Here is a 22005-nt window from a genome sequence, read left to right on the forward strand (position 1 = left end):
CCTGCCTCCCTCGGGGCGGGCCGGCGGTGCCGGGTGCCGTCGGCCCCGATCACGGGTCAGGCCGTGGTGACCCGGAGTTCCTTGACGCCGTTGATCCACGCCGAGCGCAGCCGGCGGGGATCGCCGACCAGGCGCAGGGACGGCATGGCCTCCGCTATCGCGTTGAAGATCAGGTCGATCTCCAGGACCGCGAGGGACTTGCCCAGGCAGAAGTGCGGGCCGCCGCCGCCGAAGCCCAGGTGGGGGTTGGGGTCGCGGGTGATGTCGAAGGCGTCCGGGGACGCGAAGACCTCGGGGTCGTGGTTGGCGGAGGCGTAGAAGAGGCCCACCCGGTCGCCCTTCTTGATGTGCGCGCCGCCGAGTTCCGTGTCCTGGACGGCCGTGCGCTGGAAGGAGTTGACCGGGGTGGCCCAGCGGACGATCTCCTCGGCCGTCGTCGCCGGGCGTTCACGCTTGAAGAGGTCCCACTGCCCGGGGTGGGTGAGGAAGGCGTGCATGCCGTGGGTGATGGCGTTGCGGGTCGTCTCGTTTCCCGCCACCGCCAGCATCAGCACGAAGAAGCCGAACTCGTCGGAGTTCAGGTTGCCCTCGTCCTCCGCGGCCACCAGCGTCGTCACGATGTCCTGGGCCGGGCACTGCTTGCGCTCGGCGGCCATGTTCATCGCGTAGGCGAGGATCTCGGTGGCCGACTCCGCGCCGACCTCCTCGGTGATCGCGTACTCGGGGTCGTCGTAGGCGATCATCTTGTTGGACCAGTCGAAGATCTTGGACCGGTCCTCCTGCGGTACGCCGATCAGCTCGGCGATGGCCTGCAGCGGCAGTTCGCAGGCGACCTCGGTGACGAAGTCGAAGGGGCCCTCGTGGGCGCGGGCGGCCGCGACGATCGCCTCGGCGCGGGCGCGCAGACGCTCCTCCAGGGCGCGTATCGACCGTGGCGTGAAGCCGCGTTGCACGATCTGGCGGACCCTGGTGTGCTCGGGGGGGTCCATGTTCAGCAGGATCAGCCGCTGGGCGTCGATCGCGTCCCGCCGGATGTGCTCGTTGAAGCGGATGATCGCGGTGTTGAGGTTGGAGGAGAACAGCTCGGGGTGGGTGGAGGCGTACTTGACGTCCGCGTGCCGGGTCACGGCCCAGTAGCCGTCGTCGGCGAAGCCCGCCAGCCCGTGCGGCTGGGCGATCCAGCGGACCGGCTCGGTACGGCGCAGCTCGGCGAACTCCGGGAAGGGCACGCGATGGTGCAGCAGGTCGGGGTCGGTGAAGTCGAACCCGTCGGGCAGCGCGGGGCAGTGCATCGGCGGCTCCCGTCGTCCGTGCTGGCGATCTGTCTGACGGTTCATCAGACGTGCAGGCTGCCGTGAAGGTAGTAACGGGTTCTAGAAGTCGCAAGACGTGCGGCGGCCCCAATTGCGTGCGGAATTCGTGCAGATCGCGACTTCCGCGGCTGCACGACCCTTGCGGCAGTGGACACGATGTCAGCAGACTGCAGACAGAACTAGTACGCGTTCTAGTTCTGCGTGGCGGGCGGGCCGGGACGCCTCCGCGCCGCGCGGGCGACCGAGGAGAGGACGCACCCCCATGGCCGCGGAACCCGTGATCGTCGAAGCCGTACGGACCCCGATCGGCAAGCGCGGCGGCGCGCTCGCCCATCTGCACCCCGCCTACCTCCTGGGCGAGACCTACCGTGAACTCCTCGGCCGCACCGGCATCCCCGCCGACGCGGTCGAGCAGATCGTCGGCGGCACGGTGACCCACGCCGGCGAGCAGTCCATGAACCCCGCGCGCACCGCGTGGCTGACCATGGGCCTGCCGTACGAGACGGCGGCGACGACCGTCGACTGCCAGTGCGGCTCCTCGCAGCAGGCCTCGCACATGGTGGCCAACATGGTCGCCGCGGGGGTGATCGACGTCGGGATCAGCTGCGGGGTCGAGGCGATGTCACGGGTGCCGCTCGGCTCGGGCTCCAAGCACGGGCCGGGCAAGCCGTTCCCCGACGAGTGGAACGTCGACCTGCCCAACCAGTTCGAGGCGGCCGAGCGGATCGCCCGGCACCGCGGGCTGACCCGCGAGAACGTGGACGGGCTGGGCCTGCTCTCGCAGGAGCGGGCGGCGAACGCCTGGGCGGAGGAACGCTTCAAGCGAGAGACCTTCGCCGTGCAGGTGCCCACCACCGAGGAGGAGCAGCACGCCGGGCAGGGCATGTGGCGCCTGGTCGACAGGGACGAGGGGCTGCGCGACACGTCGCCGGAGGCGCTGGCGGGCCTGAAGCCCGTGATGCCCACGGCCGTCCACACGGCCGGGAACTCCTCGCAGATCTCCGACGGCGCCGCCGCGCTCCTGTGGGCCTCCAAGCGGATGGCCCGGGCCCTGAAGCTGCGGCCGAGGGCCCGGATCGTCGCCCAGGCCCTGGTCGGTGCCGACCCGCACTTCCATCTGGACGGGCCGATCGACGCCACCAAGGCGGTGCTCGGCAAGGCCGGGATGTCCCTCAAGGACATCGACCTGGTCGAGATCAACGAGGCGTTCGCCTCCGTCGTCCTGAGCTGGGCCCGGGTCTTCGAGCAGGACCTGGAGAAGGTCAACGTGAACGGCGGTGCGATCGCCCTGGGGCACCCGGTCGGGGCGACCGGCGCCCGGCTGATCACCACCGCCCTGCACGAACTGGAGCGCGCCGACAAGGAGTTCGCGCTCATCACCATGTGCGCCGGTGGCGGCCTGGCCACCGGGACGATCATCCAGCGGCTGTAGACGGCCGCGGGTGCGGGCGCCGGTCCGCCCGGAGCACCGGGGCGAGGCGGCCCTGTCAGGTCGGGGCCGCGTCCTTCACGGGCTCCGGCGCGGGCCGGGCCGCCACCGCCGTGACCGTCCGCGCCCGCGGCCCCTGGAAGAGGTACGACAGGCCGAAGCCCGCGGACACCACCACCGCGCCGCCCACCGCGTCCAGCACCCAGTGGTTGCCGGTCGCGACGATGGCCGAGACGGTGAAGAAGGGGTGCAGCAGGCCGAGGGCCTTCATCCACCACTTCGGGGCGATGACCGCGATCACGATGCCGCACCACAGCGCCCAGCCGAAGTGCAGGGACGGCATCGCGGCGTACTGGTTGGTGAGCGCGGTCAGGGTGCCGTAGTCCGGCTTGGAGAAGTCCTGGACGCCGTGGACGGTGTCGATGATGCCGAGGGTGGGCATCAGGCGCGGCGGGGCCAGCGGGAAGAGCCAGAAGCCGATCAGGGCGAGGAAGGTGGCGAAGCCGAGGGAGGCGCGGGCCCAGCGGTAGTCGACCGGGCGGCGCCAGTACAGGATGCCGAGGATGGTCAGCGGGACGACGAAGTGGAACGACTCGTAGTAGAAGTCGAAGAAGTCCCGCAGCCAGTCGATCTTCGCCACGGCGTGGTTGACGGCGTGCTCGATGTCGATGTGCAGGAAGCGTTCGAGGTCGAGGACCAGGTGGCCGTGGTGTTCGGCGGCCGCACGGCCCTCGGAGTTGCTGCCTCCGGTCGCCGCGAGCCGTACCTGCTGGTAGGCGGCGTACACCACGCGGATGAGCAGCAGCTCCAGCAGCAGGTTCGGGCGGGTCAGCACCCGGCGCAGGAACGGCAGCAGGGGGATGCCGCGGAAGCGGGCCGGGACCGGCGGCGCGTACTCCGTGGGGACCGGCGTGCGGTAGTACGGCGAGGTGCGGGACAGGAACGGTACGGCCGTGGCGGCGGCGACGGCCGCGAGCAGCACGATGTTGTCCCGCAGGGGGTACAGCGCCGACATGTTCGGCAGCAGCATCTTCGCCGGGAGGGTGGTGACCAGGACGACCGCGACCGGCCAGACGAAGCGGTCCGAGGCCCGCCTGCCGACCTGGCCGACCACCGCGAACAGCACCCACAGCAGCTGGTGCTGCCAGGTGGTCGGGGAGACGGCGACGGCGGCGCAGCCCGTGAGGGCGACGGCGAGCAGCAGCTGTCCGTCGCGGGCGTAGCGGACGGCCCGGCGCAGGGCGAGGGCCGCGACGGCGGCGCCGAGGACCAGGAAGAGGGCGATCTCCAGGGGGCCGGACAGACCGAGGCGGAGCAGGGCGCCGTGCAGGGACTGGTTGGCGAGGGCGTCGGCCTTGCCGCCGAGGCCGGCGCCGGCCATGTGGTGCACCCAGTAGGTGTACGAGTCGTGCGGCATCGCGGCCCAGGCGAGCGCGGTGCACCCGGCGAAGGCGGCGGCCGTGGTGAGGGCGGCCCGGCGGCGGCCGGTGAACCACAGCAGTGGGGCGAAGAGCAGCACGGTCGGCTGCAGTGCGGCGGCCAGTCCTATGCACAGCCCGCCGGCCCGTTCCCCGCGTACGGCGAAGCAGCCGAGCAGGACCAGCAGGACCGGGATGATGCTGGTCTGGCCGAGCCACAGGGCGTTGCGGACCGGCAGCGACAGCATGAGCAGGCTGATGGCGACCGGAGCGGCCAGCAGCGAGGCGCGGCGGCCGACCGGCCGGGGCAGCGCGCGGGCGGCGACCAGGCCGAGGGCGACGACCAGGAGCAGGCTGCCGAAGGTCCAGCCCCAGCCGAGTGCCTGCTCGGCGGACTTGGTGAGCGGCTTGAGCACGAGCCCGCCGAAGGGAGTGCCGGTGAACCGCGTCGAGTCGTACAGCGAGCCCTTCACGTGCAGGACGCCGTTCGGGCCGACCCAGGTCTCCAGGTCGGTGAGCCGCTCGCCGCTCGGGGTGGTCAGGACGACGGTCATCTGCCGTATCGCGAGGACCGCGGCGACCGCCCACAGCGCGAGCCGGGCCGCACGCAGCCGGGCTCCTGCCGCAGCCGTCCCGAAGGCATCCGTCGCTCGCCCGCTGTGCTCCACGTTCGCCACGCCCGTCGGCCTCCCGCCCCGTTCGTACGCTCTGAGAACCCTAAGAGGCTCCCACCACCGCTGGACAGAGACGCAGGCAACCCCCTCTTCACCTGACGTCCGCCCCGCTTTTGTCCGGAAGACGACAGTGCACGGGGGGTGAGGTTGCCCGGACCGGACGCGAGAAGGATCACAGCGGGGGCCGGGATTGCGCCGCGGAGACGGGGCAGACGTGGCTGCACAGGCACCGTTTAGCTGCAGCATGCATCCACTTGCACACAGGACGTGAGGGAGCGAAGTCCACCTATCGTCGCTTTTCGGCCCGTCGCACGTCACCGCCGACGTCCGGGCCGCGTCCCTGTCCCCGTCGAAAGGTAGGCGAGCCCCGTTTTGGCGACCGCCACAGCCGTCACCCCCCTTCCGAAGACACCGCGGGCCGCACAGGCCCCGGCCGACGTGACCGTCACCGACCCCGCGCTCGTCAGACGCGCCGTGAAGGCGGCAGCGCTGGGCAACGCCATGGAGTGGTTCGACTTCGGTGTCTACAGCTACATCGCGGTCACCCTGGGCAAGGTCTTCTTCCCCTCCGGCAACCCGACCGCGCAGCTGCTGTCCACGTTCGGTGCCTTCGCCGCGGCCTTCCTGGTCCGCCCCCTCGGCGGCATGGTCTTCGGCCCGCTGGGCGACCGCGTGGGCCGCCAGAAGGTCCTCGCCGTCACCATGATCATGATGGCGGTGGGCACCTTCGCGATCGGCCTGATCCCGTCGTACGCGACGATCGGTGTCGGAGCGCCGCTGCTCCTGCTGGCCGCCCGGCTGGTGCAGGGCTTCTCCACCGGCGGTGAGTACGCGGGCGCCTCGACCTTCATCGCCGAGTACGCGCCGGACAAGCGGCGCGGCTTCTTCGGCAGCTGGCTGGAGTTCGGCACGCTCGCCGGCTACATCGGCGGCGCGGGTCTGGTCACGCTGATGACGGCCCTGCTCTCCTCGGACGACCTGCTCTCCTGGGGCTGGCGGATCCCGTTCCTGATCGCGGGCCCGATGGGCATCATCGGCCTGTACCTGCGGATGCGGCTGGAGGAGACCCCGGCGTTCGCGGCCGAGGTCGAGAAGGCGGAGGCGGCCCGGCCGAAGGTGCCGCTGCGCGAGATGGTCGCCGGCCAGTGGAAGGCACTGCTGCTCTGCATGGGCCTGGTGCTGGTCTTCAACGTCACCGACTACATGCTGCTGTCGTACATGCCGAGCTATCTGACCAGTGAGCTGAAGTACGACGAGACACACGGTCTGCTGGTCGTGCTCGGCGTGATGGCGCTGATGATGATCGTGCAGCCGTTCGCCGGTGCGCTGACCGACCGGATCGGCCGCCGTCCGGTGATCGCCGCGGGCTGCGCGGGGTTCCTGTTCCTGTCCGTCCCGGCGCTGCTGCTGATCCGTCAGGGCAGCCTGGTGGCCGTGGCGCTCGGCATGGGGGCGCTGGGCCTGCTGCTGGTCTGCTTCACGGCGGCCATGCCGGCCGCGCTGCCCGCCCTCTTCCCGACCCGGGTCCGCTACGGCTCGCTGTCGATCGGGTTCAACGTGTCGGTGTCCCTGTTCGGCGGGACGACTCCGCTGGTGGTCACGGCGCTGATCGGGGCGACCGGGAACATGATGATGCCCGCGTACTACATGATGGCCGCGGCCGTCGTGGGCGGGTTCGCGGTGTGGCGGATGAGCGAGTCGGCGGGGCGCCCGCTGCCCGGGTCGGCACCGGCGGTGGAGCGCTAGGCCGCAGCGCCTTCGGGCGGCGCGGCCGTCCCCGGGGGCCGTCCCCGGGGGGCGGGTGCGGGGGGGGCGGGACGGGTGCGCGGTGGCCGGCCGCGCCGTCCCGGCTCGGCCGCACGGCGGTACGGCCCCGCGCCCCTCCGGGGCGTTCGGGGCCCGGTCGCCGGAACCGGTCACTCCCCGGTGCCGTCTGTAGCCGCGTGAAACGCGCCCGCATCCTCACCGTCGTTCTCGTGCTCCTCGGCATACAGCTCAGCCGGCTGATCGCGCCGGCCTACGCGTGCGGCTGCGGCGCCATGGTCCCGGACCCCTCCGGGCAGATCTCCGTCGCGAGCGAGCAGTCCGTGCTGCGCTGGGACGGCCGGCAGGAGCAGATCGTGATGCGGCTGACGGTCTACGGCGACGCCCGGGACGCCGCCTGGATCATGCCGGTCCCGCACCGGGCGACGGTCCGTCTGGGCGAGGCGGCCCTCTTCGACCAGCTGGGCAGGGCCGTCGCCCCCGTGCACCGCACCCGGTACCACTTCTGGCCGCGGAACGGGGACTGGCCCTTCGACGGCCACGACGAGGTCGGCGACGCCGCGCCCCCGGCGGCGGGCGGCGTCGGTGTGGTCGGCCGGCAGCGGCTCGGCCCCTTCGACGTGGCCCGGCTGACCGCCACCGACCCGGCCGCCCTGGACACCTGGCTGCACGACCACGGCTTCACGTTCCCGGCGAGGCTGAAGACCGCCCTGCGGCCGTATGTCGACCGGCACTGGGAGTACGTGGCCGTACGGCTCGCCCCGAAGGCCTCGCACACGCCGCTGCGGGGCGCGCTCGACCCGCTCCACCTCACGTTCGCCGCCGGCAGCCCGGTCTACCCGATGCGGCTGTCCCGGCTGGCCCGCACCCCGCAGTCGCTCGGCCTGTACGTACTCGCCGCGCACCGCATGCGGACCCGGACCGCGATCGGCGGACCGCAGCCCCGGGTGGTCTTCGCCGGCCGCCTCGACAGGCCCTCCGGCGCCCTGGGCAGGCTCGCGGCGGGCACGCCGTACCTGACGGCGCTGACCCAGCAGTTCCCGGATCCCGCGCGCATCTCGGGCGACCACGAGCTGCGCCGCGCGGCCTCCGACACTCCGGTGCGCCAGGTGATCTACGACGACCGGCTGCGCGAGGTGGCCGGGATCCCGGCCTGGCTGCTGACCGCCGGTGGCGGCCTGCTGCTGCTCGTCACGGCCGTGGCGCTGGTGGCCGTGCGGCGCTCCCGGCGGCCGGTGACTCCCCCTCCGCCCGTCCAGCCCCCGCCGCCGCTCTCCCCGTCCGCGCCGATCGGCTGAGACCATTCAGGGAGAAGTGCCAAGGAGCCTCGGGAAGAGACCCGGGGAGACACTCGGGAAAGGCAGCAGGCGCATGAGCGGGTCGCAGCTCTGGGACGACGTCGACTTCTACTTCAGCAGCCACCTCACGCCGGACGACGAAGTGCTCCAGGCGGCCCTGCGCGACAGCGAGGCCGCCGGGCTGCCGCACATCAGCGTCACGGCCCCCCAGGGCAAGTTCCTCCAGATGCTCGCCGTGATCCAGGGGGCCAGGAACATCCTGGAGATCGGCACGCTGGGCGGCTACAGCACGATCTGGATGGGCCGCGCCCTGCCCGCCGACGGCAGGCTGATCTCACTGGAGTACGACGCCAAACACGCCGACGTGGCCACCCGCAACATCGCCCGCGCTGGTCTGGACCGGATCACCGAGGTGCGGGTGGGCCCGGCCCTGGAGTCGCTGCCCAAGCTCGCCGACGAGAACCCGGCCCCCTTCGACCTGGTCTTCATCGACGCCGACAAGCCCAACAACGCGCACTACGTCGAGTGGGCGCTGCGGCTCACCCGCACGGGCAGCCTGATCGTCCTGGACAACGTGGTGCGCGGCGGCCGGGTCGCCGACTCCGACAGCAACGATCCGGACATCATCGGCACCCGCGCCGCCATCGAGCTGATCGCCGCCCACCCGAGGCTGACCGGCACGGCGGTCCAGACCGTGGGCAGCAAGGGGTACGACGGCTTCGCGCTGGCCCGGGTGCTGGGCTGAACGGCCCGCCGCGGGCTCACATCTCGTGGTAGAAGCCCACGTTGACGCTGCGCGGGGCGGTGCGGTCCTGGACGACGATCTCGCCGGAGCCGCCGCGCGGCAGCGCCACGGCCGAGCCGTAGCCGACGGTCTGCGCGTACTCGCCGACGATCAGCCGCACCTCGGCGGACGGCTCGGCCTGCGAACCGCGCAGCCAGGTCAGCTGCCAGCCGCCGTCGGGGCCGCACAGGAACTCCAGGTGGACCCGGGAGACGAACAGCCAGTCCTCGGGGGTGACCAGCCGGCACACGGCGGCGTCCCGGCCCACGCGCAGCACGGCGCCCGGCTCGCTGGGTGCCTCGGCCATCGTCATGCCGGCCGTGGCGCCCGCGTCGGCCCCGGAGACGGTGGCCATGGTCAGTTCGAGCACGTGCGTTTCCCCCTGCAGCAGCTGCGACGTCCGGAACGTCCTTGTGCGGTGGCGGGTTTGCCGCACCGCCGCCGAATGATAGAACGCCCGGCCGGGCGGCGTCCGGCACAATGGGTTCATGACCGAGCGAAAGCCACCGGGCCTCCCGTTCGAGTCCTGGGTCGACCATCAGATCCGTGACGCGCAGCAGCGCGGTGAGTTCGACCGGCTGCCGGGCGCGGGCGAGCCGCTGCCCGAGGGTCTCGACTCCGGCTACGACGAACTGTGGTGGATCAAGCGGAAGATGGCGCGCGAGGGGCTGGCGGTACTGCCGCCGGCGCTGGCCCTGCGCAAGGAGGCCGAGGACGCGCTCGCGGCGGCCTGCGCGGCGCCCTCGGAGCGGATCGTCCGGAAGATCATCACCGAGATCAACGTGAAGATCCGCGACATGATGTTCAAGCCGCCGCCCGGCCCGCCGCTGGGCAAGAAGCCGTACGACGTCGAGGAGGTCGTACGCGAGTGGCGGCAGCGCCGGGCCGCCGCCGAGGGGGAGGCGGCGCGGCCGGAGGGGTAGACGCGCCGCCGTCACAGGTGCAGCAGGCGTCCGGCCAGTTCCCGGTAGTCGTGCAGGGCCAGGCGCAGGTGCTCGGTGTCCCGCTCGTCGCCGTCCCGCCAGGACATGCGCAGGTTCCGGCGGCGCCGCGTCACGGCCTCGCCGAACCGCGCGGCGATCTCCTCCAAGGCCCGGTCGGCGTCCTCGACGGCGGCCCGTGGGGTGTCCGCGAAGGCGGCCGCGTCCTGCCGCAGCCGCGCCTCCCACCGCTCCGACTCCTCGCGCGGGAGCAGCGGGATGCCGCCCGCGCCGGCAGGCGCCCAGCCGGGGCCGGCCGGCCAGGCGTCCGGGGCCAGGCCTTCCGTCGTCGCCGCCTCCCGCCCGGACAGCTCACCGGGCGCCGGCACCCCGAGCCCGTCCTCCGGCATCGGATCGTCCGTCCCGGGGTGCTCACCGCCGGATCCGGTCGGGTGGCTCCTGGTGCGGGGTGCGGTGTCCCTCTCCTGTGGCATGGCTCGGCCCTCCTTCGGACGGCCCCGGGTGCCGGGTGACCCGGAGGGCGGGCGGCAAACGGCCGTCAGTCCGCGAAACGGCGCAGTCCGGTCACCGACCACACGGTCGCGATGCGCCCGTCCGCCACCTCCAGCAGGTCGATGCCGCTCTTCCCGCCGCCGTCGGGCAGCGTCACGTTCCAGCGGGACGCGACCTGCGCCGGCCCGCCGTCCACCAGCGGGGTGCCCTCGACGGCGTACCGCAGCCCCGGGGTCGCCGTGCGGAAGGCGGAGATGTAGGAGACGACGCCGGCCGGGCCGTGGATCTCGTCGGTGGACGCGTTCTCGGGGCTGTTGCCGAACCGGATGCGGAAGCCGGGGGCGAGGAAGGCCTCCGGGTCGCTGAAGTCGCCGTTCCACAGGGCGGTCCAGCGGTCGATGAGGGCGATGCCGGCGGCGGGGGCGAGGCGGCCGGTGGTCAGGGGGGCCGTGGTCATGGCTGATGCCTCCGATGAAGGTCGTTGCTGATCGGAACGGGCACCAGCCTCGGCCCCGTCCGCGACATCCCCCTGTCGGTGATTGCCGTCACATTCCCAGCTCGCCCAGGGGCACCACGTCCGAGCCGAGCGTGTCGAGCGCGGTGAGGTCGACGGTGCGGTGCGGGACCCGCTCGTCGAGGGCCGTGACGGCGCGCACGCGGTCGAGGCGGAAGCCGCGCGGCGCCCGGCGGAGCCGGCACCACGCGGCCAGGTACCAGTGCTCCGTGCCGCCGAGAAAGGCGAGCGGCTCGACCTCCCGGGCGGTGACGGCGCCCGCCGCGTCGGCGTACTCCAGGCGCAGCACCCTCCCGGCCGACAGCGCCTCCCGCAGCGCGGCGGGCACCACCGGGCCGGCGGCCCCGGCCGGCCGCGCGGCCGGTACGAGCAGCCCCACCCGCCCGGCCAGCTCCGCGGCCGCCCCCCGCTCCCTGCCGGGCATCACGGCCAGCACCTTGTGCAGGGCGCTGCGCGCGTCGGCCGCGAACGGCGTCCCGGCGAGGGCGTGCAGCGCGACGGCCAGGGCGGTCGCCTCGGCCGGGGTGATGGTCAACGGCGGCAGGGTGCGCTCCTTGTCCAGCACATAGCCGCCGGTGCGGCCCGGTTCGGCGTGGATCGGCACCCCGGACTGCTGCAACGCCGCCAGGTCCCGTTCGACGGTACGGACGCTCACCTCGAAGCGCCGGGCCAGCGCACGGGCGCTGCGGGGCCGGGGGGCGGCGGCGCGCAGCTCCTCGACCAGGGCGTAGAGACGGTCGGTTCGGTTCACGACGCACAGTCTCCGGAATTTTCCCGAACCGGTGTACCGACGCCACGTGCACCGACTCCCCGCAGGCCATCCGAATGCACGCTCACCGACTCCCGCAGGCCATCCGAATCCACGCTCACCGACTCCCCGCGGACCGCCCGAATCCCCGCGCACCGACTCCCCGCGGACCGCCCGAATCCCCGCGCACCGACTCCCCGCGGACCGCCCGAATCCCCGCGCACCGACTCCCCGCGGACCACCGGAATCCTGTTGCGCGGGGGCCGCGGGGGCGCCCGAGAATGACCGGCATGACCTGGACCATCGCCCCGGAACCGTACGACTCCCCGGCCGCCGCCGCGCTGTGGCGGGCCTACTACACGGAGGTCAGCGACCGCTGGTACCTGCTGCACGAGGGCCACCGCACCGGCCCGGACGAGCTGGAGCGCGAGATCGCGGCCCGGCCGGGTGCCGAACTCGCCCCGCCCACAGGCCGGTTGCTGATCGCCCGGTACGGCGGCGAGCCGGCGGGCTCGGCAGGCGTACGGCTGCTGGCCCCGGACACGGCGGAACTGACCCGGGTGTTCGTGTACGAGGGCATGCGCGGCCGGGGCGGGGCGGCACTGCTGGTCGCCGCCGCCGAGGAGGCCGCCCGCTCGCTGGGGGCGGGGCACCTGGTCCTCGACACCCGCAGCGACCTGGTGGAGGCCCGCGCCCTGTACACCCGCCTCGGCTACACGGAGACCGGGCCGCACAACGACGACGTCCACGCCGAACACTGGTTCCGCAAGAGCCTGGTGGCGGGCGGGATCGTCAACTGAACCTGGTCGGGGTTTCGTCGGTGGGGCGCTCGCGTTCCGTGCCGCACAGTTCGCCGGTGAGCTCCTTGACCAGCTTGACCAGGTCGGTGGACCGGCGCGGCTGCCACCAGTCGCCGAGCAGCCCGGCCAGGGACTCCTCGCGGGCCGTGGCGAGCCGTTCGGCGGCCTCGCGGCCCTGCTCGGTGAGCGTCAGGTCGAGTCCCCGGCGCTCGACGAGGTGCCGCTCCTCGATCTGGCGTTCGGCGGCGAGGATGTTCCGCATCGGGACGTCGGTGCGCTCGGCGAGCACGCCCGGTTCCACCGAGCCGTACTTGCGGATGCGCAGCAGCATCCAGCTGGCGGCGGGCAGCAGGTCGTACCCGGCCCGCTCGGTGATCTCCCGGTAGATCTGCCGGCGCCCCTCACGGGTTCCGAGCACGGACAGCGCACGGCACACCTCGTCGTAGGAGGAGCGCTGGACCGGGTTGGGCGGGATCGTCTCGGAGGCGTCCGGTGCGGTGACCGAGCCGCGCAGCCGGTCCTCCTTCAGGAACCAGGCCAGGAGGAATCCGAGGGCGGCGACCGGGGCGGCGTACAGGAACACGTCGGTGATGGACGACGCGAAGGCGTGCAGGGCCGCCGGGCGCAGGGCGGACGGCAGGGCGGTGATGCCGCGCGGGTCGGACTCGAGGGCGTCCGCCGTGACACCGGGTGGCAGTCGCACGCCCCGGAAGGCCTCGGCGAGCCTGTCGCCGAGGCGGCTCGCGAAGACGGTGCCGAAGATGGCGACGCCGAAGGACGCGCCGATGGAGCGGAAGAAGGTGGCGCCGGAGGTGGCGACGCCCAGGTCCTCGTACGCGACCGCGTTCTGCACGATGAGGACGAGGACCTGCATGACCAGGCCGAGGCCCAGGCCGAAGACGAAGAAGTAGACGCTCATCATGGCGGTCGAGCTGTGCTCGTCGAGCCGGTGCAGCAGGAGCAGTCCGACGGCGGTGACGGCGGTGCCGGTGACCGGGAACACCTTCCAGCGGCCGGTGCGGCTGACGATCTGACCGGAGGCGGTGGAGGACAGCAGCAGGCCGATCACCATCGGCAGCATGTGCACACCGGACAGGGTCGGGGAGATGCCGTGCACCACCTGGAGGAAGGTCGGCAGGTAGGTCATCGCACCGAACATGGCGAAGCCGACGATGAAGCTGATGACGGCGGCGAGGGTGAAGGTGCGGATGCCGAACAGCTTGAGCGGGAGGACGGGCTCGGCGGCCCGGCGCTCCACGGCGACGAACAGGGCGGCGAGGAGGACGCCCAGCACGGCGAGGCCGATGATCTGCGGCGAGCCCCACGCCCAGGTCGTACCGCCGAGGGAGGCGACCAGCACCAGGCAGGTGGCGACCGCGGCGATCAGGAAGGTGCCGAGGTAGTCGATGACGTGGTGGGCGGCCCGGCGCGGGATGTGCAGGGCGGTGGCGATCACGGCGAGCGCGACGACGCCGACGGGCAGGTTGACGTAGAACACCCAGCGCCAGCTCAGGTGCTCGGTGAACAGCCCGCCGAGCAGCGGTCCGAGCACACTGGTCGCGCCGAACACGGCACCGAAGAGGCCCTGGTAGCGCCCGCGTTCACGGGGCGGCACGATGTCGCCGACGATCGCCATCGACAGCACGATCAGCCCGCCGCCGCCCAGGCCCTGCAGCGCCCGGAAGCCGATCAGCTGGGGCATGTTCTGCGCCATGCCGCACAGCGCGGAGCCGACGAGGAAGATGACGATCGCGATCTGGAACAGCTTCTTGCGCCCGTACTGGTCGCCGAGCTTGCCCCACAGCGGGGTCGCCGCGGTCGAGGCCAGCAGGTAGGCGGTGACGACCCAGGACAGGTGCTCCAGGCCGCCGAGGTCGCTGACGATGGTCGGCAGCGCGGTCGAGACGATGGTCTGGTCGAGCGCGGCCAGCAGCAGCCCGAGCAGCAGGGCGCCGATCGAGACGAGCACACCGCCGGAGACGTTCTCGGCGGCGTGCCTCTCCCTCGACGTGCCGTGCGTGTCCAGGGCCATGGAGACCTCCCGGGGCTCGGGTACACCCCTTCCATCCTGGGCGGTGTCACCGTTTATGGCCTGTTGAGTTCCGTGAGTGGCCGGTTTGCCGCGTGTTCCGCCTCGGCGGATGTGGAGGAGGTCTGCATAAACTCTGGAGTTCGCGAGGGGAGGGGACCCGACGCATGACCGGACCGAGGAGCCACACCTGCCCGGAGTGCGGGACACCGCGGCAGCCGGACAACACCCCGTCCTGCGACTGCACCCGGCGCGCGGCCGACGCGCTGCGCGAGACGCGTACGGCGGAGGCGGCCGCGGCGGAGGACTTCGATCCGCTGCGGATACGGCCCTACGTCGAGGTGACCGACGCCTCCGAGGACGGCGCCGCCGCCCCGACCGCGCCGCCGCCGGCCGCCGAGGTCACCCGGCCGCCGGCCCCGGCACCCGGGCCGAGCACGACCGACCTGCGGCTCTTCGCGCCTCGGCCGGCGAGCGAGCCCGGCGCGCAGTCCGGCGATCCGGCGGGGGAACCCCGGCGGCGCTCCCGCCGCACGCTCCTGCTGTCCGTCGCGGGTGCGGGGATCGCGGTCGTGACGGCTGCCGGACTGGCTGGCGGACTGTTCTCGTACCATCCGCCCACGCGGGACCGGGCGGCCCAGGAGGTGCGGGAGAGCGTCCCGGAGGTGACGCCCCCGGGCGCCTCCTCGGCGTCGGCGCCGGCACCACCCCCGAAGGCCGCCCCGCCCCGCCCGGCCACTCCGTCCCGCTCCCCGTCGGCCGACCCGAGTCCGGCCTCGAGCAGCGCGCCCCCTTCCCCGTCCCCCACGGCTTCCCGCAGCGCATCCGCCCGGCCCTCCGTGACGCCCTCGCCGACGGCCGACCGCACCCCGCACACGGCACCCACCGCGCCCCCCGTACTGCGGTGGGGCGACCAGGGCCCGCAGGTCACCGAACTCCAGCTGAGGCTCCGGCAGCTGAACCTCTACGACGATCCGGTCACGGGCATCTTCACCGACTCCGTGGAGGACGCCGTACGCACCTACCAGTGGGCCCGGGGCATCACCGAGGACGAGCCGGGCGTGTACGGCCCGGCCACCCGCACCAGCCTGGAGTCGGAGACGGCGGACCCGTGAGCCGGTCCGGCGGACCCGTGAGCCGGTCCGGCGTCCGAGGACGCGACCGTTCGCAGCGGTCGCGGCCCATGGGACCGATCGGGGGCAACCGGACCGGTCGGAGGCCATCGGACCGGCCGGAGGCCATCGGCGGTCCGGAGTCAGAGGACCGGCCGGGGGCCATCGGCGGTCCGGAGCCAGGGGACCTGTAGGGAGTCTGAGGGGACCGGTAAGGAGTCAGGGAGCACAGCCCTCCCTGGCGGGGCGCTCAGCCCACGTGCAGCCGGATCTCTCCGTCGGCCGCGCCCTCGACCCTCACGTGCGTGAGGTCCGGCACCACGGCATCGGGCCCGTGCACGGCGGCCCGCGGCCCGACGCCCACGACCGTCATCCCCGCGGCGCGCCCCGCCGCGATCCCCGCACCGGAGTCCTCGAAGACGACACAGTCCACCGGATCCGCCCCCAGCTCGGCTGCACCCTTCAGGAACCCCTCGGGGTCGGGCTTGCTCGCGCCGACCGACTCGGCCGTGATCCGCACCTCGGGCAGGCCCAGCCCGGCGGCGGCCATGCGAGCGGTGGACAGCGCGACGTCGGCGGAGGTCACCAGGGCGTGCGGCAGTCCGCGCAGGGAGGCGAGGAAGGCGGCGGCACCGGGCACCTCCACCACGCCGTCCATGTCGGCGGTCTCCGCGGCGAGCATGCGGGCGTTGTCGGCGAGGTTCTGCTCCACGGGCCGGTCGGGCAGCAGCACCGCCATCGAGGCGTGGCCCTGCCGGCCGTGGACGATCTTCATCACCCGGTCGCCGTCCAGCCCGTGGCGCCGCGCCCAGCGCCGCCAGATGCGCTCGACCACGGCGTCCGAGTTGACGAGGGTGCCGTCCATGTCGAGCAGGAGGGCGCGGGTGGTGAGGACGGTGGCCGGCATCGGCAGCTCCAGGTACGAGGTGCGGGACAAGGCGGCCCCGCCCGCCGGTCAGGGGAAACGGGCGGGAGCCACTTTGTTTCTTCACGGTACAAAACCAGGACCCGATCCCGCCACCACCCCCGGCAAGGGTTCACCCGCCGTTCAGCTCAGCCCGCCACGGCCTCGTAGAGGCTCCACACGCCGAGCCCCAGCATCAGCAGGGCCGCGATCTGCGTGATCAGCCGCAGCGGCACCCGCTTCATCAGGGCCTTCCCGCCGACGATGCCGAGCCCGGCCACCGCCCACAGCCCCAGGACCGCGCCGAGGCCGACGGAGACGGGATCGTCGTAGCGGGCGGCGAGGTTGGCGGTCATGATCTGGGTCAGGTCACCGAACTCGGCGACGAGGATGAGCATGAAGCCCGTACCCGCGACCTTCCAGAAGGACTGGTCGGCCGGCCTGCGGACGTCCTCCTCGTCCTCGCCCTTCTTCATCAGGAGCACCGCGGCGCCGCCGAGGAAGAGGACGCCGGTGATCGCGTGCACGATCCGCTGCGGCAGCAGGGTCAGCACGCTGCCGGCCGCGACGGCGAGCACGACGTGCAGCAGAAAGGCGGCGGCGACGCCCGCGAAGACGTACGAGGCGCGGTAGCGGGTACCGAGGACGAGGCCGGCGAGGGCGGTCTTGTCCGGCAGTTCGGCGAGGAAGATGACGCCGAAGACGAGCGCCGTCACGGTGATGCTGATCAAGGTTCCTCAATCGGTCGGGGCTGCCCCGCCGAGAGTGCTGAACCTCACATGAGACACCTCGGCACGGCAGCGCACTGGCCACCCGTGCGATGAGGCACGGGCGTGCACTGCTTGCCGAAGGTCTCGCTGGGCGGTCCTTGCGGAATCCGCCTCCGGGCGCCGGCTCAGGCTTGCTGAGCAGTATGTCGACGGTCCGGCGAAGAGCTACTCCCCTTCTGCGCTCCCCAGTGTAAGGGACGTGAAGGTTCCGCCATGAGGGACGTGAAGGTTCCGCCCCGAATCTTGTCATGTCATGAACACGTCACTAACTTCTCACCGAGCGCTCACTCCACCGCAACACGGCGCCGCGAGCATTCCCTGGCTCGCGCCCAACACCCCCACCCCACAAGGGAGTTCGCATGCCGAAGTTCTACGCGCGTCGACGCCTGAGCATACTCGCCACCCTCACCGGCCTGATAGCCTCCGCCGCCCTGTTCAACTCCCCGAGCGCCTCCGCCGCCCTCCCCACGCCGGTCAGCGCCGCCACCGCCCGCAGCTACCTCTCCCAGCTCACCGTGGCCACCGAGAACCGCACCGGCTACGAGCGCGACCTCTTCCCGACCTGGATCACCATCTCGGGCACCTGCAACACCCGCGAGTGGATCCTCAAGCGGGACGGCTCGAACGTCGTCACCAACTCCGCCTGCACCGCCACCAGCGGCAGCTGGTACTCCCCCTACGACGGCGCCACCTGGACCGCCGCCTCCGACCTGGACATCGACCACCTCGTGCCGCTCGCCGAGGCCTGGGACTCCGGCGCGAGCAAGTGGACCACCGCCCAGCGCCAGGCCTTCGCCAACGACGTCACCCGCCCCCAGCTCCTCGCGGTCACCGACAACGTCAACCAGGCCAAGGGCGATCAGGACCCGGCCACCTGGGTCCCGTCCCGCTCCGCGTACGTCTGCACGTACGTCCGCGCCTGGGTCCAGGTGAAGTACTACTACAACCTCTCGGTCGACTCCGCGGAGAAGACCGCGCTGACGAACTACCTGGCGAACTGCTGACGCCGTCGCCCACGAACCACCTGGCGAACCGCTGACGCCGTCGCCGGGCATCCCCCTCCTCGGTCCGCCGCGTGCGCCAGGCGCCGGACCGGGGAGGCGGTGCGGGGCCGCGCCGGGAGCCGGCACCGGGCCCCGAAAGGCCGGTCCCCAAGAGGCCGGGCCCGGGAGCGGGGCCGCTCCGTCGGGCGCGGCCGTCGAGGCCCCGGAGCCGCTACGCCGGCCGGCGCCGCATCAGGAATCCCGCCGCGGCCCCCGCCCCGAACAGTGCCGCCACCGACACGGCCGTGGCCAGCCAGGTGGCGCCCAGCCAGCGGGCGCCGAAGTAGCCGAGGGCGACGCTGTAGACGGCCCAGGACAGGCCCGCCAGCGCGGACCACGGGACGAAGTCGCGGGGACGGCGGTGGGCGGCGCCCGCACAGAGGGAGACGACCGAGCGGCCGGCGGGGGCGAAGCGGGCCAGGACGACCAGGGCGCCGCCGCCGCGGGACAGCGCCTCGCCGAGACGTTCCTGCGCAGTGCTCAGGCGGCGGGAGCGGGCGATCGCGCGGTCCAGGCGATCGCCGCCCCGCCAGGCCAGGCGGTAGGCGACCAGGTCGCCGAGGACCGAGGCGGTCGCGGCCGAGAAGGTCAGCGCGAGGATGTCCGGCACACCGTGCGGGAACCGTCCGGTCGCCGCGCCGGAACCCGCCGCCGCAGCCGTGGCCGCCGTGATGACGAGCACTCCGCTCGGCAGCACCGGCACGAACACGTCGAGCAGCACCGACAGGGCCACCATGGCGTAGATCCATGGACTGCCCGCCAGTGACCCCACGCTATCCAACACGACGATTCCCCCGCTCCCCCGCGATTCCCCCGATGACAGCCATACAGCGTACGCCGGGGGTGTGACAGGAGGTGCGCGGGGTCCTCATGGGATCCACGCAGGGTGACCATGCCGAGGGGACGCGCGCAGGGCGACCATGCCGTTCCGGGTCCGGCCGCAGCGCGCGGGCGCAGGCGCAGACACGGCGTGCGGGCGGCCCGCACGGCGGCGCCCCTCCCCGTGCGGCAGGGGAGGGGCGCCGTGACGTCGGCGGATCGGTCAGGCCGCTATCGGGGCCTGGTCCACGGCCGGCTGCCGCGTCGCGGCGGTGCGACGGGCGACGAGGCGGTCCAGGCCGAAGGCGCCGGAGCCGGTGAAGACCAGCAGCAGGAACGCCCAGCTGAAGAGGGCCGAGAGTTCGCCGCCGTTCTGGATGGGCCACAGGGCGGCCTGCTGGTGGACGTCGAAGTACGCGTAAGCCATCGAGCCCGAGGCGACCAGCGCGGCGGCACGGGTACCGAGGCCGAGCAGGACGAGGCCGCCGGCGACCAGCTGGATCACGGCCGCGTACCAGCCCGGCCAGGTGCCGGACGGGATCGTGCCGCCGTTGGTGCCCATGGCGCCGCCGAGGACGCCGAAGAGCGAGGCGGCGCCGTGCACGGAGAACAGCAGGCCGATGACGATGCGGAAGAGTCCGAGGACGTACGGCTGGGCGGAGTCGAGACGAGCGGACATGGGGGGTCTCCTCTTCGGTGTCGGCCGGGCCGTTCCGTCCGGTGGAGCCGGACAGGGCGCACCGGGCCGGTCGTGGGGGCGTCGGTACCGAGCGAGGGACCCAGGTTAGGGGGACCTAATCAATGCTTGCAAGTTCAACATCAGGCCACGATGTCGCCCGGGTGTGCGATTCCATATCGGCCACGGCCGCACGTAGGACGGCTCGCGCCACCGCGTCGGCGTCCGAAAGCGTGACCGAATCCACCCCTGGACGGGCGCCCGCCGCGGTCACCCAGTGCACGCCTTCCGTCGGTACTCCGAACGCGAACCGCCTTTCGTGCACCAGTCCTTGACGGTCGATCAGACGGTAGGGGCGCGATGTCACGTCCAGCCCTCCGGTTTCGTAGCCGTCCACGGTGTGCGGCCGGCAGCCGCCGCCGTCCAGCAGCCCGGAAAGCAGGTCGTCCGCCGTCCGGCGCAGATCGGGCTCCGGAAGACGCGCCTCTATGAGGGTCGTCACACGCACCGCCGAGCCCGGCACCCGCGGTGAGCGCGCCACCCACGCCCCGTCCTCGGCGCGCACGTCGAGCCGTGGGCCCAGCACCTCCACCACGCCCGCCTCCAGCAGGGCCGCCAGCTCCTCGATCCGGCGCCGGGGCGGGCCGATGGACAGAAAGGCGTTGAGTGGGGTGTACCAGCGGTCCAGGTGAGCACGCCGGGAGTCGCCGGTCAGGCCGCCGTGGTCCACCACCAGCCGTATCTCGTTGCGCAGGTCGCGCAGCACGTCCAGGGCCGCCTTCAGCGGACCGCGCACATTGCCCAGGGCGGCCTCCGCCGCGTCCTCGCGCAGATACGCCAGCAGCCACGCCCGCCACTGCCCGGCATCCGCGAACTCCCGTTCCCCGTACGGCCGGGAGATCCGCTCCCAGCACCACCGGTCCCCGGCGCCCACCCCGAACTCGTCCAGCAGTGCGGCCTCCCGGGGATCCCCGTGCGGCACGGCGAGGAAGCGGCCGGCGAAGTCGGGCCGGCCGGTCAGCGCGCCGTAGTAGACCGTCTCCACCTCCTTCGCGACCAACGGCCAGACCTCCTGGAGGAAGTCGGGCGCGTCACCGGAGTCGGCTCGCCCGCGGAAGCCCGCCGTCACCTCGGGGGTGAGCACCAGCGGGAGGTGACGGCCGTAGGGACCCTTGGCGTTGTCGCCGCGCGCCCGGTACGGCACCCCGCGCCGCGAACCCGCGTACAGGCGCGGTTCCCGGCCGCAGGCCCGGTACCCGAGGGCACCGTCGGCGCCGCGGACGAAGCGGCCTCCCCGGCCGGTGGTCAACAGGGCCATGTGGTCGAAGAAGTTGAGGCCCAGGCCGCGCAGCAGCACCGGTTCGCCGGGGGCGAGCGCGGAGAGGTCGACGTCGGCCGGATTGGCGGGCGGAACATGGCGCAGACCGTGCCGCCCGGCGTGCCCGGCGGCCCGTCGCTGCTCGTCGTCGGCGGTCGCCGGCAGATGCCCCTGGGCCAGGACCACGGCCGCGAGTCCGGGCAGCACGCCGCCGTCGTCGAGGGTGAGCGCCTGACTGCCGTCCGGGCCGTCGTCCAGCCGCAGGGCACGGGCCCGGTGGGTGTGGACGCGCACCGGCCGCGGGGCCGTCCGGACGGTCCGCGCGAACACCCACTCCATGTAACGGCCGTAGTGGGCGCGGGTGGGGTAGTCGTCCGGGCCGAGTTCGCCCCGCGCCCACTCGTGGAGGCTGGGGCCGGGGCGGACGGGGCCCGAGCAGTCCACGCTGGCGTCGGTGAACAGCGTCACCTGGCTCGCCACGGTGTTCATCAGGAGTTCGGCCGGCTGCGCGGTCCGCCAGACCCGGCCCGGGCCGGGCGGCGCCGGGTCGATCACGTGGACCGCCAGCCGGGCGCCGGACGGCAGGAGTTCCGGTGCGGAGGCGCAGAGGCGCTCCAGGACGCTGGTGCCGCGCGGTCCGGCCCCGACCAGGGCGACGGAGACCGTGGGGGATTCCTGGGTCGGTGCAGACAAAGGTGTGACTCCCGAGCGTATGGGGCGCATGGCAGCAGACCGCCCAGGGGAAGCGGACGGTCCGCCTCATCATGCCCGTCCGGGACCGGCCGGGAGGGGTCACTCCGGACCCGGTCCGCACCAACACCGGTTCACCAGGCCCGAGTTGTCCGCCATGCCGGTCCCGGTGCGCTCAGGACAGGTTCACGCCTCTCGCCCCGCTCCGCGCACGGATGCGCCGCGCACCTCCAGCCCCCCGAGCAGCTCGGCCGTGGCCTGGGCGACGGCCTCCACGGCCCGGTCGAACACCTCGCGGTTGTGGGCGGCGGGCGCCCGGAACCCCGAGACCTTGCGCACGTACTGCAGCGCGGCGGCCCGGATGTCGTCGTCGGTGGCCTCACCGGGCAGCACGGGCGGACGCAGCGTCTTGATACTCCGGCACATGCCCCCAGTCTCACGCACACCGCGCACCCCTGCGAAGATCCCG

General features: G+C 73.0%; 20 protein-coding genes and 1 pseudogene. 8 read left to right on the forward strand and 13 right to left on the reverse strand.

Features of this window, described 5'->3' with window-relative positions; translation table 11 throughout:
• Positions 1 to 56: 56 nt before the first annotated feature.
• Positions 57 to 1292, reverse strand: a complete 1236-nt coding sequence (locus tag ACZ7P3_RS07430) for a cytochrome P450 (protein ID WP_472079635.1) — start codon at positions 1290 to 1292, stop codon at positions 57 to 59.
• Between the two features lie 283 nt (positions 1293 to 1575).
• Here ACZ7P3_RS07430 and ACZ7P3_RS07435 point away from each other — a divergent pair, with 283 nt between their 5' ends.
• Positions 1576 to 2745 (forward strand): steroid 3-ketoacyl-CoA thiolase, encoded by a 1170-nt coding sequence (locus ACZ7P3_RS07435; RefSeq protein ID WP_472079636.1) that lies wholly within the window; start codon positions 1576 to 1578, stop codon positions 2743 to 2745.
• 55 nt (positions 2746 to 2800) lie between these two features.
• Here ACZ7P3_RS07435 and ACZ7P3_RS07440 read toward each other — a convergent pair whose 3' ends face one another.
• Positions 2801 to 4837, reverse strand: coding sequence for a bifunctional glycosyltransferase 87/phosphatase PAP2 family protein (locus ACZ7P3_RS07440; RefSeq protein WP_472079637.1), 2037 nt, complete (start codon positions 4835 to 4837; stop codon positions 2801 to 2803).
• 369 nt (positions 4838 to 5206) lie between these two features.
• Here ACZ7P3_RS07440 and proP point away from each other — a divergent pair, with 369 nt between their 5' ends.
• The 3 genes from proP to ACZ7P3_RS07455 all read left to right on the forward strand — a co-directional run bounded on the left by proP (position 5207) and on the right by ACZ7P3_RS07455 (position 8641).
• Entirely contained in the window at positions 5207 to 6580 is a 1374-nt protein-coding gene (gene proP, locus ACZ7P3_RS07445; protein ID WP_472079638.1) for a glycine betaine/L-proline transporter ProP, read from the forward strand.
• A gap of 197 nt (positions 6581 to 6777) precedes the next feature.
• A complete protein-coding gene (locus tag ACZ7P3_RS07450; protein ID WP_472079639.1) occupies positions 6778 to 7896 on the forward strand; it encodes a DUF2330 domain-containing protein in 1119 nt (372 codons plus the stop codon).
• 73 nt (positions 7897 to 7969) lie between these two features.
• Complete coding sequence (locus ACZ7P3_RS07455) at positions 7970 to 8641, forward strand: O-methyltransferase (protein ID WP_472079640.1); 672 nt, start codon at positions 7970 to 7972, stop codon at positions 8639 to 8641.
• A gap of 16 nt (positions 8642 to 8657) precedes the next feature.
• On the opposite strand, the gene ACZ7P3_RS07460 is transcribed toward ACZ7P3_RS07455, so the two are convergent.
• Entirely contained in the window at positions 8658 to 9050 is a 393-nt protein-coding gene (locus ACZ7P3_RS07460; RefSeq protein ID WP_472079641.1) for a hypothetical protein, read from the reverse strand.
• 118 nt (positions 9051 to 9168) lie between these two features.
• Between ACZ7P3_RS07460 and ACZ7P3_RS07465 the strand changes: the two genes are divergently transcribed.
• Complete coding sequence (locus ACZ7P3_RS07465) at positions 9169 to 9603, forward strand: DnaJ family domain-containing protein (RefSeq protein ID WP_472079642.1); 435 nt, start codon at positions 9169 to 9171, stop codon at positions 9601 to 9603.
• 11 nt (positions 9604 to 9614) lie between these two features.
• Here the strand turns inward: ACZ7P3_RS07465 and ACZ7P3_RS07470 are convergent, their stop codons facing one another.
• The 3 genes from ACZ7P3_RS07470 to ACZ7P3_RS07480 all read right to left on the reverse strand — a co-directional run bounded on the left by ACZ7P3_RS07470 (position 9615) and on the right by ACZ7P3_RS07480 (position 11378).
• Entirely contained in the window at positions 9615 to 10094 is a 480-nt protein-coding gene (locus ACZ7P3_RS07470; protein WP_472079643.1) for a hypothetical protein, read from the reverse strand.
• A 65-nt stretch (positions 10095 to 10159) separates the two neighbouring features.
• On the reverse strand, positions 10160 to 10570 hold the full coding sequence (locus ACZ7P3_RS07475) for a nuclear transport factor 2 family protein (protein WP_472079644.1): 411 nt from the start codon (positions 10568 to 10570) through the stop codon (positions 10160 to 10162).
• A gap of 88 nt (positions 10571 to 10658) precedes the next feature.
• Positions 10659 to 11378: a helix-turn-helix transcriptional regulator gene (locus ACZ7P3_RS07480; protein WP_472079645.1), complete on the reverse strand. Its 720-nt coding sequence runs from the start codon at positions 11376 to 11378 to the stop codon at positions 10659 to 10661.
• 287 nt (positions 11379 to 11665) lie between these two features.
• On the opposite strand from ACZ7P3_RS07480, the gene ACZ7P3_RS07485 reads away from it, so the two are divergent.
• Positions 11666 to 12175, forward strand: coding sequence for a GNAT family N-acetyltransferase (locus tag ACZ7P3_RS07485; RefSeq protein ID WP_472079646.1), 510 nt, complete (start codon positions 11666 to 11668; stop codon positions 12173 to 12175).
• Here the strand turns inward: ACZ7P3_RS07485 and ACZ7P3_RS07490 are convergent.
• The gene (locus ACZ7P3_RS07490; RefSeq protein ID WP_472079647.1) at positions 12168 to 14207 is read right to left on the reverse strand and encodes an MDR family MFS transporter; all 2040 of its coding nucleotides are present in this window, start codon (positions 14205 to 14207) and stop codon (positions 12168 to 12170) included. The two genes, ACZ7P3_RS07485 and ACZ7P3_RS07490, sit on opposite strands and share 8 nt — an antisense overlap.
• Before the next feature lie 164 nt (positions 14208 to 14371).
• Here ACZ7P3_RS07490 and ACZ7P3_RS07495 point away from each other — a divergent pair, with 164 nt between their 5' ends.
• Positions 14372 to 15319 (forward strand): peptidoglycan-binding domain-containing protein, encoded by a 948-nt coding sequence (locus ACZ7P3_RS07495; protein WP_472079648.1) that lies wholly within the window; start codon positions 14372 to 14374, stop codon positions 15317 to 15319.
• Between the two features lie 247 nt (positions 15320 to 15566).
• Here the strand turns inward: ACZ7P3_RS07495 and ACZ7P3_RS07500 are convergent, their stop codons facing one another.
• Both ACZ7P3_RS07500 and ACZ7P3_RS07505 read right to left on the reverse strand, forming a co-directional pair.
• Positions 15567 to 16223, reverse strand: a complete 657-nt coding sequence (locus tag ACZ7P3_RS07500; protein WP_472080295.1) for an HAD-IA family hydrolase — start codon at positions 16221 to 16223, stop codon at positions 15567 to 15569.
• A gap of 146 nt (positions 16224 to 16369) precedes the next feature.
• Positions 16370 to 16951, reverse strand: coding sequence for a TMEM165/GDT1 family protein (locus ACZ7P3_RS07505; RefSeq protein WP_472079649.1), 582 nt, complete (start codon positions 16949 to 16951; stop codon positions 16370 to 16372).
• Positions 16952 to 17349: 398 nt separating this feature from the next.
• On the opposite strand from ACZ7P3_RS07505, the gene ACZ7P3_RS07510 reads away from it, so the two are divergent.
• Positions 17350 to 17994, forward strand: coding sequence for an HNH endonuclease family protein (locus tag ACZ7P3_RS07510; RefSeq protein WP_472079651.1), 645 nt, complete (start codon positions 17350 to 17352; stop codon positions 17992 to 17994).
• Positions 17995 to 18328: 334 nt separating this feature from the next.
• Here the strand turns inward: ACZ7P3_RS07510 and ACZ7P3_RS07515 are convergent.
• The 4 genes and pseudogenes from ACZ7P3_RS07515 to ACZ7P3_RS07530 all read right to left on the reverse strand — a co-directional run.
• Positions 18329 to 18769: pseudogene (locus ACZ7P3_RS07515) on the reverse strand (DedA family protein); the annotation flags it as partial.
• Between the two features lie 306 nt (positions 18770 to 19075).
• Positions 19076 to 19531, reverse strand: a complete 456-nt coding sequence (locus tag ACZ7P3_RS07520) for a DoxX family protein (protein ID WP_472079652.1) — start codon at positions 19529 to 19531, stop codon at positions 19076 to 19078.
• Positions 19532 to 19646: 115 nt separating this feature from the next.
• Positions 19647 to 21569 carry an FAD/NAD(P)-binding protein gene (locus ACZ7P3_RS07525; protein ID WP_472079653.1) on the reverse strand — a complete coding sequence of 641 codons (1923 nt, stop codon included), beginning with the start codon at positions 21567 to 21569 and terminating at the stop codon, positions 19647 to 19649.
• Positions 21570 to 21722: 153 nt separating this feature from the next.
• Positions 21723 to 21962, reverse strand: coding sequence for a DUF2277 domain-containing protein (locus tag ACZ7P3_RS07530; protein WP_472079654.1), 240 nt, complete (start codon positions 21960 to 21962; stop codon positions 21723 to 21725).
• Positions 21963 to 22005: the final 43 nt, after the last annotated feature.

The organism is Streptomyces sp. NPDC107581 (assembly GCF_055657175.1).

Coding starts and splice junctions, on each gene's coding strand:
- ACZ7P3_RS07430 (WP_472079635.1), bottom strand. CDS start 1,292: ATGCACTGCCCCGCGCTGCCCGACGGGTTCGACTTCACCGACCCCGAC.
- ACZ7P3_RS07525 (WP_472079653.1), bottom strand. CDS start 21,569: ATGCGCCCCATACGCTCGGGAGTCACACCTTTGTCTGCACCGACCCAG.
- ACZ7P3_RS07510 (WP_472079651.1), top strand. CDS start 17,350: ATGCCGAAGTTCTACGCGCGTCGACGCCTGAGCATACTCGCCACCCTC.
- ACZ7P3_RS07490 (WP_472079647.1), bottom strand. CDS start 14,207: ATGGCCCTGGACACGCACGGCACGTCGAGGGAGAGGCACGCCGCCGAG.
- ACZ7P3_RS07500 (WP_472080295.1), bottom strand. CDS start 16,223: ATGCCGGCCACCGTCCTCACCACCCGCGCCCTCCTGCTCGACATGGAC.
- ACZ7P3_RS07485 (WP_472079646.1), top strand. CDS start 11,666: ATGACCTGGACCATCGCCCCGGAACCGTACGACTCCCCGGCCGCCGCC.
- ACZ7P3_RS07435 (WP_472079636.1), top strand. CDS start 1,576: ATGGCCGCGGAACCCGTGATCGTCGAAGCCGTACGGACCCCGATCGGC.
- ACZ7P3_RS07455 (WP_472079640.1), top strand. CDS start 7,970: ATGAGCGGGTCGCAGCTCTGGGACGACGTCGACTTCTACTTCAGCAGC.
- ACZ7P3_RS07475 (WP_472079644.1), bottom strand. CDS start 10,570: ATGACCACGGCCCCCCTGACCACCGGCCGCCTCGCCCCCGCCGCCGGC.
- ACZ7P3_RS07465 (WP_472079642.1), top strand. CDS start 9,169: ATGACCGAGCGAAAGCCACCGGGCCTCCCGTTCGAGTCCTGGGTCGAC.
- ACZ7P3_RS07530 (WP_472079654.1), bottom strand. CDS start 21,962: ATGTGCCGGAGTATCAAGACGCTGCGTCCGCCCGTGCTGCCCGGTGAG.
- ACZ7P3_RS07495 (WP_472079648.1), top strand. CDS start 14,372: ATGACCGGACCGAGGAGCCACACCTGCCCGGAGTGCGGGACACCGCGG.
- ACZ7P3_RS07520 (WP_472079652.1), bottom strand. CDS start 19,531: ATGTCCGCTCGTCTCGACTCCGCCCAGCCGTACGTCCTCGGACTCTTC.
- ACZ7P3_RS07470 (WP_472079643.1), bottom strand. CDS start 10,094: ATGCCACAGGAGAGGGACACCGCACCCCGCACCAGGAGCCACCCGACC.